Source organism: Verrucomicrobiota bacterium (assembly GCA_016200005.1).
Taxonomy (GTDB): Bacteria; Verrucomicrobiota; Verrucomicrobiia; order Limisphaerales; family PALSA-1396; genus PALSA-1396.
The window spans coordinates 224,734-241,003 of the sequence record JACQFP010000022.1; the positions used below are offsets into that span (position 1 = coordinate 224,734).

The window sequence follows — 16,270 nt, forward strand, 5'->3', positions numbered from 1 at the left end:
TTGGCTGATTGATTCATGGAGGTTGGCGGATGCGCGGCACGGTACGCCTTGACGGCCCAGCCGGTCAACAAAAGGCCGAGCACGACGCACAACACCAACTGCTCTTGTCTGGTCAAATGAATCACCGGCGCAGCTTAGCGCAACCGTTGGACGATGGCAATGCTGACGAACTTGCCATCATACCAGCCTCAAAGTAGGTTGATTCCATGCCGAACAAGTCGCACCGAGGCTTTGCACTCGCGCTGATCCCAGCCCTTCTGCTCGCCATTGGCGTCGTAACCTCGCCCGCCGCCCTCGTCCTTGACGATCCGCTTCAAGGCTCCACATTGGGAACGCAGTCGGGTGGAGCGTTTGTGACTGACGGGTGGCAAGTCACAGGCCAGACGGACACGATTTATTGGCACGTGCCGACCATCACCAACGGGGCGGCCGAATTTGATGTGCGCGGTCTGTATCCGGACGAATGCCGCTCAGGCATGGCGGACAAGGTCGAACTGTTCCACATGTACGATTACACATTCAACAACGCCGACATCAATTACGCGCCCGGCTATCGCGACGACCCGTTCAAACATTTCATCCGCAAGACCGATTGCCTCGACACCGGCAGAGTGAACTCGATGGAAGTCGTTTGGCAAATCTCGCCCAACTTCACAGAACCGGATACGGCACAACTATCGTGGGACCCGAACACGACCTATCACTTCCGCGAAGAGTGGGGACCGGACGGCGCGGGTAACGCCGTGCTGAAGGTTTATCGTGACGGCGCGTTGCTGCTGACGACTTCAGTGCCCGGCACCTGGAATCCTGTGGGGCACAGTGTGCGCATCGCGGCCAGTCCTCGTCGCGCAGCGGACTTCGGCGCGCCGATTGACGCCGTTTTCGGCAACGTGAAGGTGTGGAATTTGTCGAGCGGCGCGCCCGGCGCGCCGACGGTCACGCAACCAACGAACGACGCGACGGTGCACTCGACGGTGGTGTTCATTCAATGGAGCGGTGACCCACACACGCTCTACGAGGTGCGGATCAATCGCGCCAACGATCCTGACTCCGCCATTGAGTGGGACTCCGGCGAAGTCAGTTCGGACCGCAACTTCGCGTGGACTGGGTCGCTCCAAGATCAATCCACGTACTTTGTTTTCGTACGGCTGAGCGATTCGAGCAGTTGGGGACCGTGGAGCGGGAACGGGCGCGTGTTTCATGTCGATACTACAGCAGTTCCGGATGGAGCGAATCTGGTGCAGGTCAACGGGAAATCGTTACGTGACAACAACGGGCCGTTCCTCGGCCTTGGCGCGTCATATTTTCAAGCGCTGCGTCGCGCGAAGTACGACCGCACCCGATTGAACAGCGATCTGGCGCTGCTGGCTTCGAAGGGTTTCAACTACGTGCGCATCCTTAGCATGGTGAATTGGGATGGGCTGGAGATTGCGCCCGTGAGTTTCACCAACAGCGCCGGGCATTTCGTTGCCGGTTGGCCCGATTATTGGCAACAGTTTCGCGACGTGCTCGATCTCGTGTCGGGCAACGGATTGCGCGCCGAGGTTACCGTCTTTGCCGATGCGCAGTATGTCATGCCGAGCAAAACTGCGCGACAGGCTCACCTCGACGGTATTCTGGCGAACATCACCGGTCGGGAGCATAAAATAGCTCACCTCGAAGTCGCGAACGAAGCGTGGCAGAATGGTTTTCCCGGTTCGCAAGGCGTCAGCGACCTGCGTGAGTTCGCTCAATACCTCGCCGACCACACGACTGTGCCGGTGGCCATCACGTCCAACGATGACACCAGCAATTCCGGCATCGCTTCACTTTACAGCGGCAGCGCGGCGGATTTGGCGACGGTGCATTTCAGCCGGGACACGGGCACGATTGAAGGCGGCTGGCTGCCGGTACGGGATTGTTATCGCGCGGGCAATTTGTCGGGCGTGCCACCGGTTACAAGTAACGAGCCAATCGGCGCCGGCTCGTCCGTCAGCACGGAGACTGATCCCATCAAGTTATGCGCCGCGGCGGTGTTCGCCTACATTGCGAATCTGCCGGCCTACGTTTACCACTCGCGCGCGGGCGTTTTCGGTTATGTGAATTGTTGTCCACCCTCGGGCGGCGAAGTGCGGTTCGAGGACACGGCTGGAATCAATGCGTATCAGTTTCTCCGCCAGATTTTGCCGCCAGACCTGGCGAGTTGGGTGCGCAACGACGGCTTGGAATCGAGCGCGCCCTTCACCGTTTTTTGCAACGGGCAGGCGAACAAGTATTGGCCGGACGTGAGCAGCCCCAGCAGCGGTTGCGACCGCAACATCGGCAGCGCGAAGGGCAAGGAGTTTGTGTGCTTCCCAATGGGAATCCTTGGCGGTGGCGTCACGCTGCAAGCGCGGCGGCCGGTGTCATTCCAGGTCCTAAATCCTTTGACTGGAGCGGTCGTTTACAACTATGCACTTGGCACCGGCAGCCAGGTGACACTGCCGCAAGGTCCGGGCGCTTACCTTCTCAAGGGCACTTTTCTGGACGTGGACAATCCGTGCCATCCGTGGACGCAATTCCTGGACGGTTCCAGCCTGCCCGCTTCGCCCTGGCAACCCTACCAGGGAGGCGTGGGCGGAGGGACTCTCATTGTAAATTTTCTCGACCCGGACAGCGGAGCAACAAACCAGGCACTGCGGATCAATTCCGGATCAGGTGTCAACGAGTGGTTCGTTGGCGCGTTTCCCACGGACGAATGGGCGGTCGGGGCGCGCTTCCGGCTCGCGGCTTACAGTCCCGCGGGCAGAGAGGACCTGTTGTGTTTGACCACCTACTCGACATCCATGTCTCCGGGGCCGGCGCCCGCCATCACGCTCGTGGATGGACGTTACAAACTCTGGAACTACGTGAGCGCGAATACCGAGATCATGGACCTCGGCGCCGTGGACGCGAAATTCCACACCGTTTACATCGGGGCGCGGAAAGACGGGAAAGTGATGTTGTGGTGGGACGGCAAGCTGGCTTTTGACGGCATGGCACCGCTGGTCAATCCGTTCAGTGGATATGTCGAATGGGGCAGCGGCTCGTGGCAGTATGACGCGACGACCACCGTGGACTTCGACTGGATTGTTTATGGCGACATTTGCAACCTCCCGCAATTGCTGAAAGTTAAACTCACTGGAAACAACCTTGTGCTCTCCTGGCCAACCAACGCGCTTGGTTTCGCGCTTCAGTCAACCACCAGCCTTTCATCGCCCAACTGGACGAACGTTACGAATACCGTCGGGGTCGTCAATTCCAACAATATGGTTACTAACGGGCTAACGGGATTTAGCCGGTACTTCCGTTTGCAACGATAGTCCGCTCGTCGGAATCGTGAGTCACGAGACTCGGTGTTCCCCCACAGCGACAACGCCTCGACTAACTTGCCTCGATGAAGCGGCTACCCTTCTCGACTAATTTCGCGATACAGCCAGGCACGGGCGTGGGTCCAGTAATACTTGGCGGTGCGCGGGGAAATGCCGAGCACTTCCGCTGCTTCCTCGTTCGTCATGCCGACGAAGTAACGCAGCTTCACCAGTTCCGCTTCGACTTTGTATTCGGCGGCAAGCTTGTCGAGCGCCTCGTTGACGGCGAGCAACTGGTCGTCATCGCTTGGAGACGCGAGATCCACTTTTGCAACGTCCACGCGCTGCTGATCGCCGCCGTGGCGGATGGCACGCTTGCGCCGGGCGCGTTCGATGAGAATGCGCCGCATGGCCTCGGCGGCGGCGGCGAAGAAGTGAGCGCGGCCATCCCACTTTTGATTTTCGTTGCCGACCAGGCGCAGCCAGGCTTCGTGAACGAGCGCGGTGGGTTGCAAGGTTTGTCCCGCCGCTTCGTTCGCCATCTTGTGCGCGGCCAGGCGTCTTAGCTCTTCATAGACCAGCGGCAGCAATTGATCCGCGGCCGTGGGATCGCCTTGTTGGGCTGCCTCAAGGATGCGCGTTACGTCGCTCACATGCTCCAGAATAGCGGAGAAAAAATCGGCGACAACCCGAAACAGTCAAAGAACTCGTAGCAGCCGACGTAAGGCTCATTCTGAAAATGCGGAGTGCGAAATGCGAAACGCAGAATGAAGTCAGAGCCTCGTTACCTCGGCTGCTACAATCTTAACTTTTTCACGGTTGCACCGTGCGGTAGAAGGCGGCGCCGGGCGGCGGGGAGGTTTCGTGATATTCGAGGAGGCCGGAGGCGGGCGCGGAGTTCGTGACGAGGGCGGACCACGGGCCGGTCACGCTGGGGGCGCGTTGCAATTGGTAGGTGACATTGGAGCGACCTGCGATGTTGATGAAGAAGCCGCTATTACCGTCCGGTACGAGAGTGAGCGTAGGTGGCGGGCCGAAGCCGGTGAAGATGTAGGCTGCGCCGGACTCAGAGGCACTGTTGTTGCTCTGGTCGCCGTTGACCCCGGTGGCGTTGCTGGAGTCACCCCAAGCCCCGACCACCACCGTGTCGCCCGACACCGCTCCAGCGTAGAACAGTCCGCTGCCGTTGGAGGCTTTGAGATACGCCTGCTGGGTCCAGGTTGTCCCGTTGCGCACAAAGACGTAGGCCGCGCCGGAGTTTTGGACGCTGTTGTCGCTCTGGTTGCCGTTCACTCCGCTGGCGTTGCTGTCCTCCGAATACGCCCCGATCACCACCGTGTCGCCCGATACCGACACCGGATCGCCGAAGTTGTCACCTGCATCGGTGTTGGAAGCTTTGAGATACGCCTGTTGGGTCCAGGTGGTCCCGCTGCGCACGAAGACGTAGGCCGCGCCGGAGTCTGTGGCGCCGTTGTCGCTCTGGTTGCCATTCACCCCGGTGGCGCTGCTGTCCTCCCCGTTCGCTCCGATCACCACCGTGTCGCCTGACACCGCTACCGAAACACCAAACCGATCACCACTGTACGGGTCGTAAGGGGGATTGCCTTCTGCGTTCGAAGCTTTGAGATATGCCTGCTGGCTCCAGGTTGTTCCATTGCGCACAAAGACGTAGGCTGCGCCGGATTGCGGCGCGTTATTGTCGCTCTGGTTGCCATTGACCACGGTGGCGCTGCTGGCTTCCCCATCCGCCCCAATCACCACCGTGTCGCCCGACACTGCCACCGAGATGCCGAAGCGGTCACCCGCCTCCGCGTTGGAGGCTTTGAGATAGGCCTGCTGGGTCCAGGTCGTGCCGTTGCGCACGAAGACGTAGGCCGCGCCGGAGTTATTCGCGCTGTTGTTGCTCCCGACGCCGTCCACCCCGGTGGCGTTACTGGCCTCTCCAAGTGCCCCAACCACCACTGTATCGCCCGACACCGACACCGATGAACCGAACCTGTAGAAAACATTGTTCGCGACGGTGGTGGAGGCTTTGAGATAGGCCTGCTGGCTCCAGGTCGTTCCGTTGCGCACGAAGACATAGGCTGCGCCGGCATACCAGACGCTGTTGTTGCTCTGGTCGCCGTTCACCCCAGTGGCATTGCTGCCTTCCGCCGGCGCCCCGACCACCACCGTGTCGCCCGACACCGCAACTGAACTGCCGAAACCGTCACGCAGGCCGGTATTGGAGGCTTTGAGATAGGCTTGCTGGGTCCAAGTTGTCCCGCTGCGCACGAAGACGTAGGCCGCGCCGGAACTATAAGCGCTGTTGTCGCTCTGATCACCGTCCACCCCGGTGGCGTTGCTGGATTCGTAATACGCCCCGACCACAACCGTGTCGCCCGACACCGCAACCGAACCGCCGAAGTCGTCATACGCACCGGTGTTGGAGGCTTTGAGATAGGCTTGCTGGGCGATGGGGTCAATGGTCAGCGGGTAGCGCGCGCCGCGTTCGTCAATGGCGAGACGGAGAACGGCCGTCGTCTCAATCAATCCGCCCGTAGCAGCCGACGTGAGTCGGCTCTGACCTTGCTGCGAGAAAGAATGAGCGGACTCACGTCCGCTGCTACCTGGTGCTGGCTCGAAGTGCGCGGGAAGTTTCCGCCCGTCGGCATCGCGCACGGTCAACTCCGAGTAGGTCAGGGCTGCCGCGCCTTGCGCATCCACGAAGCGCACGCCGCGTCCGTCCGCCTGCACTTCCGGACGCAACCCGCCGCGCACCGCGAGGGTGAAGGTGAGGGGAGTCAGTTCCTCGCCCGTAGCAGCCGACGTGAGTCGGCTCTGATCTTCCGGCCTTTCAGAATGAGCGGACTGACGTCCGCTGCTACGCGCCTCAAGGAGAACGGGTCGCTCGCGCACGGTGAAGCCGTGTTCCAAGCCGTGCCGGTCGTTCACGAACCATTCCTGCAACGTGGCACCCCAATCGTAAGTCACGCGTGGGCCGACCGTGTTCACGTGGGGATTGCCGCTGACGGCGCGTTCACTGCCGGCGAAACCGTAGCTCTGGAGTTCCAATCCCCATTGCCAGGTCCCCGTTGCCATGCTCTCCGTAGCAGCCGACGTGAGAAGGCTCTGATCAATTTCGGATTTCGGGTTTCGGGTTTCGGATTTTTCAGAGTGAGCCTCCTCACGTCGGCTGCTACGAGGCTCAGGCTGAACAATGAACCCACGGCCATCAAAGCGGGTCTGCCATTGCTGGCCGGGATTGCGCGCCTGATACCCGCCGTCCACGGCGAAGGCGGCGTGGCGCTGCTGCTCATATTGCTGGCGGATGCTGGACCACTCCGGCGCGCTCAGACCCTCCGGCACGGCGTCGGGCGAGGCGAGCTTTTGCGGGCGACCCGATTGAGTGGGCGCGGCCCAGACCGTTGGTGAAAGGAGCGTCGCCACCAGCAGCGCGGCGCCGACCAACGGAGCAGACAGTTTTGTGTTCATATTTCGTTTACGGTGAGCGGAGGCGGTAGAAACGGGCGTGATAATTCTTCCACTGGGGATCGCTGAAATAGGACCAGCCGTCCGTGAGGGTGTTGGTGCCCACCGGAGACCAGATGGGATTGGCCAGGTTCGTGCAGGCTTCCACCACCACGTCGATGTTCGCTGCCCAGGAGATGATGAAACCGAACACGTTTGTCTTCACGCCAAAGCTGGGACCGCTGGTTAGTATCAGCGGGTACGGAAGCAACCATAGCGCGGTCGGAATGCCGCCAAACGTCGAGTCCCAACCCGTGGTTCCCGGCAAGTAATAGACGGTCGCATTGTCGGTACCGTTGAACACAGACGAACCAAGGTTGGGGGAGTTACCTTGGAAATAGACTCCTGTCAGGCTGGTGCAGCCAGCGAACGCCACGTCCCCGATACTGGTGACGCTGTTTGGGATTGTGACACTGGCCAGGCTGGTGCAGTCTGCGAACGCCACGTCCCCGATACTGGTGACGCTGTTGGGGATTGTGACACTGATCAGGCTAGTGCATCCTTCGAACATGTAGTCCCCGATGTTGGTGACGCCAGTGCCTATCGTAGCGCTGGTCAAGCTGGTGCAGTAATAGAACGCATAGTTCCCAATGCTCGTAACGCTGTCGGGGATCGTGACGCTGGTCAGGCTGGTGCAGTTTTGGAACGCATAGTACCCGATGCTGGTGACACTATTGCCGATCGTGACGCTGATCAGGCTGGTGCAGCTATAGAACGCTTGTCCCCCAATGCTGGTGACGCCATTGCCGATCGTGACGCTGGTCAGGCTGCTGCACCAAGCGAACGCAACGTTTCCCATGTTGGTGACGCTGTCGGGGATCGTGACGCTGGTCAGGCTGCTGCATTGTTGGAACGCATTGTTCCCGATGCTGGTGACGCTGTTGCCGATTGTGACGCTGATCAGGCTGGTGCAGGCCATGAAAGCCTGGTCTCCGATGCTGGTGACGCTGTCGGGGATCGTGACGTTGGTCAGGTTGGTGCAGCCAACGAACGCCCCGCCCCCGATGCTGGTGACGCTGTTGGGGATCGTGATGCTGGTCAGGCTCCTGCAGCCACCGAACACCCCGCCCCCGATGTTGGTGACGCCGTTGGGGATCGTAACGTTGGTCAGGCTGGTGCAGTCACGGAACGCCCCTTGCCCGATGCTGGTAACGCTGCTGGGGATCGTGACGCTGGTCAGGCCGCTGCAGCCAGAGAACGCTTGGCCTCCGATGCTGGTGACGCTGTTGGGGATCGTGTAGTCACTTCCGGCTTTGCCCGCCGGGTATTGGATGAGCGTGGTCTGGCTTTTGTCGAACAAGACCCCATCCACACTGGTATAGGCTGAATTGGCTGCACCCACCGTGATTGCCGTCAGGCTAGGGCAACTAGAGAACGTCCCCTCCCCGACGTTGGTGACGCTGTTGGGGATTGTGACGCTGGTCAGGCGGCAGTAAGCGAACGCAGAATCCCCGATGCTGGTGACGTTGGTGCCTATCGTGACGCTGGTCAGGGCGTAGCAGTATAAGAACGCAGAGTTCCCGATGTTGGTGACGCTGTTGGGGATGGTGGCGCTGGTCAGGTTGCAGGATACGAACGCATCTTGCCCAATGCTGGTGACGCTGTTGCCGATCGTGACGTTGGTTAGGAGGTTGCAGAAACCGAAGGTAACATTCTCGATGCTGGTGACGCTGTTGGGGATCGTTACCCTGGTCAGGCCGCAGTGATAGAACGCCCCGCCCCCGATGCTGGTGACGTTGGTGCCGATCGTGACGCTGGTCAGGTAGCTGCAGAAATAGAACGCAGAGTCCCCGATGTTGGTGACGCTGTTGGGGATCGTGACGCTGTTCAGGCTGCTGCAGGAATCGAACGCCCCGCCCCCGATGCTGGTGACGGGCAGGCCAGTGATCGTGCTGGGAATGGTTACCACCCCGGCGAGACAGGAGGGGTACGTGATGGTGATCGCGCCGTTATTGGTTTCGTAACTGTATTGGGCTTTCACCACGGCGGGCAGCGTCAACAGTGACAGCACGGCCAGCAGTCTGATGGCGCCGCCGGTCCTTAAACGCAGCCAGACAAGTACAGCGTCGCGGGAGGCGAACTTTTGCGGGCGGCCCGATTCGGTCGGAGTGGGCGCGGCCAGCGCAACCATTGCGAGGGCTGATACCATGCGATTCCGGTTGTTCATACTTTCTTTCGTTGATTGATTTTTCGGTCCTCTGGCCGCTTGCCTTGGAGAAGCTTCCGCCAAGGCAGGTCGCGTTTGATTCGCTCACGGCCCGACTTGCTTGCGGACGATCCAATGAGACGACGGCGAGGTGGACGGGAAGAATGCCCCTCCGCAGACATACACGCAGCCGGCGGCATCGCACGCGACCGCCATCGCGAACCCGGAATGCCAAGGGCCGAAATCCTCCACCATGGCCCAAGTCGCGCCTTGGTTCGTGCCTTTCTCGACGATCCAACGGGGATAGCCCAAGATGTCGGTCACGCGGCCCACGGCATAGAGGTTGCCCGCGGGGTCAGCGTCGAGTCCGTAAAGCCAGCCTCCCGTGAGCGTGGCGTCCATCGGAATGATCGGCAGCGTGGTCCATCGGGTGCCGCCATTGGTCCCCTTGCGGACGACCCAGTTGTAAGTGGTGGTGCTGATGGCGTTCCTGCCTTTGCCGGTCGTGACGGTGATATTGGCAAATCCCCCGACGTAGAGGTTGCCAGTCCAGTCGGCGCAAAGGGCCTCCACGTTGCCGCCACTGAAGCCGGGCGGCGAGTAGCTGTCCACGGTCGTCCACGTCGCTCCGCCGTTGAGGCTCTTTTTAACCACGCCCCACGCGCCCTCCTCGGAATCGGCGGTGAAGAGTCCTGCCGAGGCACCCAGGATGCCCCGCACGCCCCCATTCTCATTCCAGGCGATCCAGGTTGCTCCGGCGTCGCTGCTCTTCAGGATGGTCGAGTGGCCGGGCAGCCTCACGCTCACATAAATGGCACCCGAAGCATCCGCCGCAAATCCAGGAGTCCCGGCGTTCGCGAGCCCGCCAACAATGTACGGGATGGCGACATCCAGGGCGGTGCCCCAGGTCGCTCCGCCATCGGCACTCTTGCGCACAATCAATCGGCTGCTATCCTGGGAGCCGAGGCCAGTCATGCCCACCGCGTAGAGATTTTGCGCCGGGTCAAGGCCGATGGCGGTGTATACGACGGAGTGGTTGGTGGGATTGGGGTTAACGTAATCCTCGATGGTGGTCCAAGTTGCGCCCTGGTCGCTGCTGCGTCGCACGATCGCGACTCGATAGCCAACCAAGCCATTATAGCCCATGCCCGCGACATAAATGTTGCCTTGAGCATCCACCGCTATGGCGTTGGCCTGCGCGTTTTTGTCGGCAACATATTGGAAGTCATCCACCGTCTGCCAGGTTTGGGCAAGGGTGGTGTGGGTGAATAAAGCGAGCGTGCCCGCCAGGGCCAGCCGCGTGGAGAGGAGTGTTTTCATGGTTTTGTTTGATGTGTTGATTTGGCTTCATCAAGTAATGCGAAGTTCAGGAGCGAAAAGGGCAAAGAAAGTTTGGCGGGCGGTGGATCGTTGAAGCGTCAAGCGGGGAAAACGGTGGATTGCAAGCGTCAGCAGGCAATTAAAGAAGTCTCAAGCCGCGCAGCCGCCGACGTGAGGAGGCGGATTTCCTGGGCAATCCACTGCGCTCTCGCCGCCTCCACACGTCGGCGGCTACTTTTTGAGCGGGGCGCGGCCCTACGGACCGCCGGTCTTTTTCCCGGCTTCGGTTTTATCAAACCCGGCCAGCTTTTGCTTCCATTCGGCGGCTTGATCAGCCCGGCCCGTGACTTCGTAAAGCTGCACCAGACGTTGAACAGTTTCCTTGAGACGCGCTTTGGTAATGATGGGGTCCTGGCCCTCCCGCATTTTCATTCCTTCGTAACCCGAGAGCAGCAGCGGCTCGGCTTCAGCGATTTTTTTCTGACCCAGCAGGCTGCCACCGAGCAGGCTCCGGGCGTTGAACGTCTGCCAGTCGTTGGGAAGTTTCCTTTCGCAGATGGCCAGGCACTCGCGGGCCAGCGGTTCGGCTTCAAACATCTTTCCTTGCTGACAGAGCACCTCGGCCAATTTTTGCAGCGTTTCAACCGTGTTAGGATGTTCGTCGCCCAGCACTTTTCTCTCGCTCGTCAGCGCTTCGCGGTACGCGCTTTCGGCCTCGGTCAGCTTACCTTCTTTTCGAAGCACATCGCCCAAGTTATTCAGCGAGCCGCTTGTGTAAGGGCTGTCATTGCCCCGCAACCTCCTCCCCATCGCCAGCGCGTCGCGATAACAAGTTTCGGCTTCAGACAGTTTGCCTTGGGCACTGAGTCCGTCAGCAAGATTGTGAACTGAGAGGGCGGTCAGTACATGCTCATTACCGAACCACCTGCGTCGCATTGCGAGTGCCTCACGGTACATGGGTTCGGCTTCAGCCGGTTTGCCGTTCCTAAGAAACACGTCGGCTAAACCGGTGAGCGAACTAGCTATCGCGGGATGATCGTTACCCAACAATTTCTTCCGTATCGTCAACGCCTCGCGATGCAGAGCTTCGGCTTCAGTCAGCTTCATTTGGTCCCAAAGCACGTAACCCAGGGCCTCTAGCGAATCGGCCACCGCTGTGTGCATGTTGCCGAGCACTTTCCTGCGTATCGCCAGCGCCGCGCGGTCCATCGCTTCGGCCTTATCATACTCGGCAAGCTGATAGTAAACTCCGCCGATCGTGCTTCGTAACTCCGCTTCGACCTCCGGCTGGTTGGTGAGGTCCCTGCCCACCCGCTCGGCCGTCTTGTCCAGGATCTCGCGCAGCATCGTCGTGTCGCGCCCCAAAGCCACCGAGGGGCCAATCCCTTTCAGCATGTCTTTGAGAAACTCGGCGACTTGTTTGCTCTTGGCGGCTTCGGCCAGCGCGTGTTGATGTTCGAAGCGCTCTTTGAGGAACAGCCAGGTCGAGACGCCGAGGCCAAAGATCAACGCGGCCGCCACCGCGCTCGTGGCGGCGACGGCGATTTTGTTGCGGCGAACGAGTTTCTGGAAACGGTAGGCCGCGCTCGGCGGCCGGGCCACGACGGGTTCGTTGTTCAGATGACGCTCGATGTCACGCGCCAAGCCGTTGGCTGTTTCGTAACGACGCGTGCGGTCCTTCTCCAGGCACTTCATCGCGATCCAATCCAAATCAGTTGAGAGAGATTTGAGTTGAGAGTTGAGCGTAGAGGCGGGGGCTTCGCCCCGCTCAACTCTCAACTTGCTTAACCTCTCAACTACCGTGGAGGGCTTTGGTGGCTCTTTCTCGCGAATGGTGCGGCGCATTTCGTCCAGACCGGCGGCGAGCAGTTCCTTCTGATCGAATGGCGTGCGGCCCGTGAGCAGTTCGTAGAGCAGCACGCCCAGGCTGTAGATGTCGCTGCGCGTGTCAATGTCCAGACTGGTCATCACCGCTTGCTCGGGACTCATGTAAGCCGGTGTGCCGATGAATTGCTCGAACGCGGTGAAGAGCGTGTGGTCGGTCAGCCGCCCCTGCGTGGCCTTGGCGATGCCGAAGTCAATCACCTTGGGCACGGGCACGCCGTCGTTGACGGTGACGAGGATGTTCGAGGGCTTGATGTCGCGGTGAATGACGCCCTTCTGGTGCGCGTGCTGGATGGCCTGACAAACCTGGATGAAGAGCTTGAGGCGGTCCGCGGTGGAAAGCTGGTTCTCGTCGCAGAACTCGGTGATCTTGATGCCGCGCACCAGTTCCATGACAAAGTAGGGGCGGCCGAGGGGAAGTGGAGAGTTGAGAGTTGAAAGTTGAGAGATGGCGTCCCCCTCACCCCGTCCCTCTCCCCCAGTGGGGGCGAGGGTGTCCGCAGGACGGGTGCGGGGGCGCTCGGTTGATCCGGCATCGAAAACCTTGGCGATGTTCGGATGGTCCATGAGCGCCAGTGCCTGCCGCTCGACCTCGAAGCGGGCGATGACTTGCTTGGTGTCCATGCCAAGCTTGATGACCTTGAGCGCCACGCGGCGGCGGACCGGTTCTTCCTGTTCGGCCATGTAAACCACGCCGCATCCGCCTTCGCCGATTTGCTGGAGCAATTTGTAGCGCCCAATTTTGTCGCCAGGCTTTTCGGTGAGCGGAATGTTGGCGGTTCGTTTGAAATCGAAGCCTGCCGGCGAGACTTCCAGGAAACTGTCCGCTTGCTCGTGAGCTTGGAGCAGGGCATCAACCTGCTGGCGCAACGCCGGGTCGCCCGCGCAGGCTTGATCCAGATAGGCCGCGCGCTCCACCGGGTGGAACTCCAAGGCGGCGTTCAGAATGGCCACTTCAGGATTGGGCTGCTCGCTCATGGTGACATTCAACTGTCTATCACTTAATGCGAAAAAGAGAAGTCGAAAGGACGAAGAATTTGGAGGAGCACCGATCTCCAGATTGGAGCGAAGAAGAGTTGGAGTTGAAGCTTTAGCTTGTTCCACCAACCCGGCGCGAGCCGACAAGCTGAAGCTTGAACTCCAACGGGCCGCTACGCCACGGCGATGTTCACCAACTTCTTCGGCACGACGATGATTTTCTTGATCGTTTTGCCGACAATGAATTGTTGCACTTTCTCGGATGCGAGGGCGGAGGATTCGAGTGTGGCATTGTCGGCGTCGGCGGGGACTTTGATCACGTCGCGGAGCTTGCCGTTGACTTGCACGGGAATCTCCAAAGTGTCTTCGACCAGCAACGCCGGATCGAATTTGGGCCAGGAGGCGTAGGCAAGACTGGTTGAGGGTTGAGAGTTGAGAGTTGAGAGTCTCGACCACAGTTCTTCTGTAAGATGCGGCGCAAACGGCGCGAGCAACTGCAAAAAAGTCCGGAGAACGGAAACAGGTTTTATCTCCCACGTCATCGCTTCGTTCACGAACACCATCATGGCGGAGATGGCGGTGTTGAAGCGCATTCCATCGAGGTCTTCGGTGACCTTCTTGATGCAGGCGTGCAGCGTCTTCAACTGTGCGGGCGTGGGCGCAATATCGCGAATCGCCGGACTCAACTTGATCAGGTGCAGCAGTTCTTTGGGTGTTTGCGGTGCTTGGGTATTTGCCTCCGTTTCCGCCTGTTCGAACTCCGTCTCGCTTTGCTCGTCCACGAACAAGCGCCAGACGCGACCGAGGAACTTGTAAACGCCGGCGACGCCCATGGTGCTCCACGGTTTGGTGTCTTGGAGCGGGCCCATGAACATTTCGTAAAGCCGGAACGCGTCCGCGCCGAATTCCGCCACCATGTCGTCGGGATTCACGACGTTGCCGCGCGACTTGGCCATCTTTTGGCCGTCTTCGCCGAGGATAAGGCCCTGGTTGACGAGTTTGAAAAACGGCTCGGGCGTCGAGACGTGGCCGAGGTCGAACAAGACCTTGTGCCAAAAGCGGGCGTAAAGCAGGTGCAACACCGCGTGCTCGGTGCCGCCCACATATAAATCAACTCCTGGCGTCGTTGATTTAGTTGAGAGTTGAGAGTTGAGAGTTGAGAGTTCGGAAGCGCCCATCCAATAATTCTCGGCTTCCTTGCCGACAAACGACTGCGCATTCTTCGTGTCGAGGTAGCGGAGATAATACCAGCATGAGCCGGCCCATTGGGGCATGGTGTTGGTCTCGCGCGTCGAGCCGTCCGGCAGATTCACCCAATCCTTCGCGCGGGCGAGTGGCGGTTCGCCGGTGGCGGTGGGTTTGTAGTCCGTGAGCGACGGCGGCAGTACGGGCAACGCGGATTCCGGCAATGCCTCGTGATAAAGATTCCCGCTCGCATCGCGCTTCCAGACAATCGGGAACGGCTCGCCCCAGTAACGCTGCCGGCTGAAGAGCCAATCGCGGAGTTTGTAGTTGATGGTGCGTTTGCCGAGGCCTTTCGCTTCGAGCCAGTCGGTGATTTTCTTTTTGGCTTCGGCGGTGGGAAGGCCGGTGATGGAGATTTCCGGGCCGGTCGAGTTTACCGAAGTGCCGTCGTCAACGAAGCCGCGCCAATCTGTTTTGGGATCGGGCGGCTGAACAACTTGGACGATGGGCAAATTGAATTGCGTGGCGAACTCGAAGTCGCGAGTGTCATGCGCGGGCACAGCCATGATTGCGCCTGTGCCGTAGCTGGCGAGAACGTAGTCGGCTATCCAAATGGGAATCTTCTCGCCGCTTACAGGATTGATGGCGTAAGCGCCGGTGAATACGCCGGTTTTTTCCTTCGCCAGTTCAGTGCGTTCCAAGTCGCTTTTGACCGAGGCCGTCCAGCGATAGAGCGTGATCGCGTCATGAGGGTCCTTGTACGTACCTGTCCATTCTCGTGGAATTCCTAGAGGCCACTCCATTGGGCCGACGCCAACCTTAAGCCATTCCTCGATGAGAGGGTGCTCTGGCGCCAATACGACGTAGGTGGCACCGAACAAAGTGTCTGGCCGCGTCGTGAACACTCGTATTTGTTTGCTTTGCTGCGACCCATGAAATGCCCAGCCGAACGTGTCAAACAGCACCTCCGCGCCTTCGCTCCGCCCAATCCAGTTCCGCTGCATTTCCTTGAGCGAATCGCTCCAGTCAATTGTATCGAGGTCGGTCAGCAAACGCTCGGCGTAGGCGGTGATGCGGAGCATCCATTGGCGCATCGGTTTGCGCACGACGGGATGGCCACCGACTTCGCTCTTGCCGTCCACGACTTCTTCGTTGGCCAGCACCGTGCCGAGCGCAGGACACCACCACACCGGCGCGTCGGTCACGTAGGCGAGACGGTGAGAATTAATAACATCACGGCGCATCTTTACCGCTTTCAACTCCAATCGCCTCACTTCTTCGTCAAACTGTCCCGAATGTTTTGAATTGTCCTCAGGTTCAGAAAAAGTGGGCAACTGTTGAACCAACGTTTCAATAGGTTCTGCCTTCCTGGTTTTCGGATTGAACCACGAGTTGTAGAGCTTGAGAAAAATCCACTGCGTCCACTTGAAATAATCCGGGTCGGTCGTGGCCAGTTCGCGCGTCCAGTCGTAGCTGAAGCCGAGGCTTTGGATCTGGCGCTTGAAGGTGGCAATGTTTTCCTCGGTGGTCTGGCGCGGATGCTGGCCGGTCTTGATGGCGTATTGCTCGGCGGGCAGGCCGAAGGCGTCCCAGCCCATCGGATGCAACACGTGCAGGCCGCAGGCGCGTTTGTAGCGCGAGAGGATGTCCGTGGCGGTGTAGCCTTCCGGATGGCCGACGTGCAATCCGGCGCCGCTGGGGTAGGGAAACATGTCGAGGATGTAAAACTTGGGCGGGAGTTGCGTCGCATCGACTTTGCCTTGCAACTTGTGACGCTGCGCGAATGGATGCGACGCGGGGATTTCATCGCCCGGATTGAAGGCGCGGAAAGCTTGTTGCTCGTCCCAGACGGTTTGCCATTTCGGCTCAATCAAATGAAACGGATATTGTCGGCGACCCGATGACATAAGCGCGGGATATTGCGGAAACCGGAGAGGCA

At 59.8% G+C, this 16,270-nt stretch carries 7 protein-coding genes and 1 pseudogene; 1 reads left to right on the top strand and 7 read right to left on the bottom strand.

Annotated features, from left to right (window positions below):
* The first annotated feature begins 206 nt into the window (after nt 1–206).
* On the top strand, nt 207–3,320 hold the full coding sequence (locus HY298_08145; GenBank protein MBI3850244.1) for a hypothetical protein: 3,114 nt from the start codon (nt 207–209) through the stop codon (nt 3,318–3,320).
* 83 nt (nt 3,321–3,403) lie between these two features.
* Here HY298_08145 and HY298_08150 read toward each other — a convergent pair whose 3' ends face one another.
* From HY298_08150 to HY298_08180, 7 genes and pseudogenes are all read right to left on the bottom strand, one after another.
* Nucleotides 3,404–3,961: a sigma-70 family RNA polymerase sigma factor gene (locus HY298_08150; GenBank protein MBI3850245.1), complete on the bottom strand. Its 558-nt coding sequence runs from the start codon at nt 3,959–3,961 to the stop codon at nt 3,404–3,406.
* A 160-nt stretch (nt 3,962–4,121) separates the two neighbouring features.
* Complete coding sequence (locus HY298_08155; GenBank protein MBI3850246.1) at nt 4,122–6,389, bottom strand: FG-GAP repeat protein; 2,268 nt, start codon at nt 6,387–6,389, stop codon at nt 4,122–4,124.
* Nucleotides 6,390–6,789: 400 nt separating this feature from the next.
* Nucleotides 6,790–8,091 (bottom strand): leucine-rich repeat domain-containing protein, encoded by a 1,302-nt coding sequence (locus tag HY298_08160; protein MBI3850247.1) that lies wholly within the window; start codon nt 8,089–8,091, stop codon nt 6,790–6,792.
* A 72-nt stretch (nt 8,092–8,163) separates the two neighbouring features.
* Nucleotides 8,164–8,985 (bottom strand): annotated as a pseudogene (locus tag HY298_08165) (leucine-rich repeat domain-containing protein).
* 84 nt (nt 8,986–9,069) lie between these two features.
* Nucleotides 9,070–10,284 (bottom strand): exo-alpha-sialidase, encoded by a 1,215-nt coding sequence (locus tag HY298_08170; protein ID MBI3850248.1) that lies wholly within the window; start codon nt 10,282–10,284, stop codon nt 9,070–9,072.
* A 255-nt stretch (nt 10,285–10,539) separates the two neighbouring features.
* The gene (locus HY298_08175; GenBank protein ID MBI3850249.1) at nt 10,540–13,146 is read right to left on the bottom strand and encodes a serine/threonine protein kinase; all 2,607 of its coding nucleotides are present in this window, start codon (nt 13,144–13,146) and stop codon (nt 10,540–10,542) included.
* Between the two features lie 173 nt (nt 13,147–13,319).
* The gene (locus HY298_08180; GenBank protein ID MBI3850250.1) at nt 13,320–16,238 is read right to left on the bottom strand and encodes a leucine--tRNA ligase; all 2,919 of its coding nucleotides are present in this window, start codon (nt 16,236–16,238) and stop codon (nt 13,320–13,322) included.
* Nucleotides 16,239–16,270 lie beyond the last annotated feature (32 nt).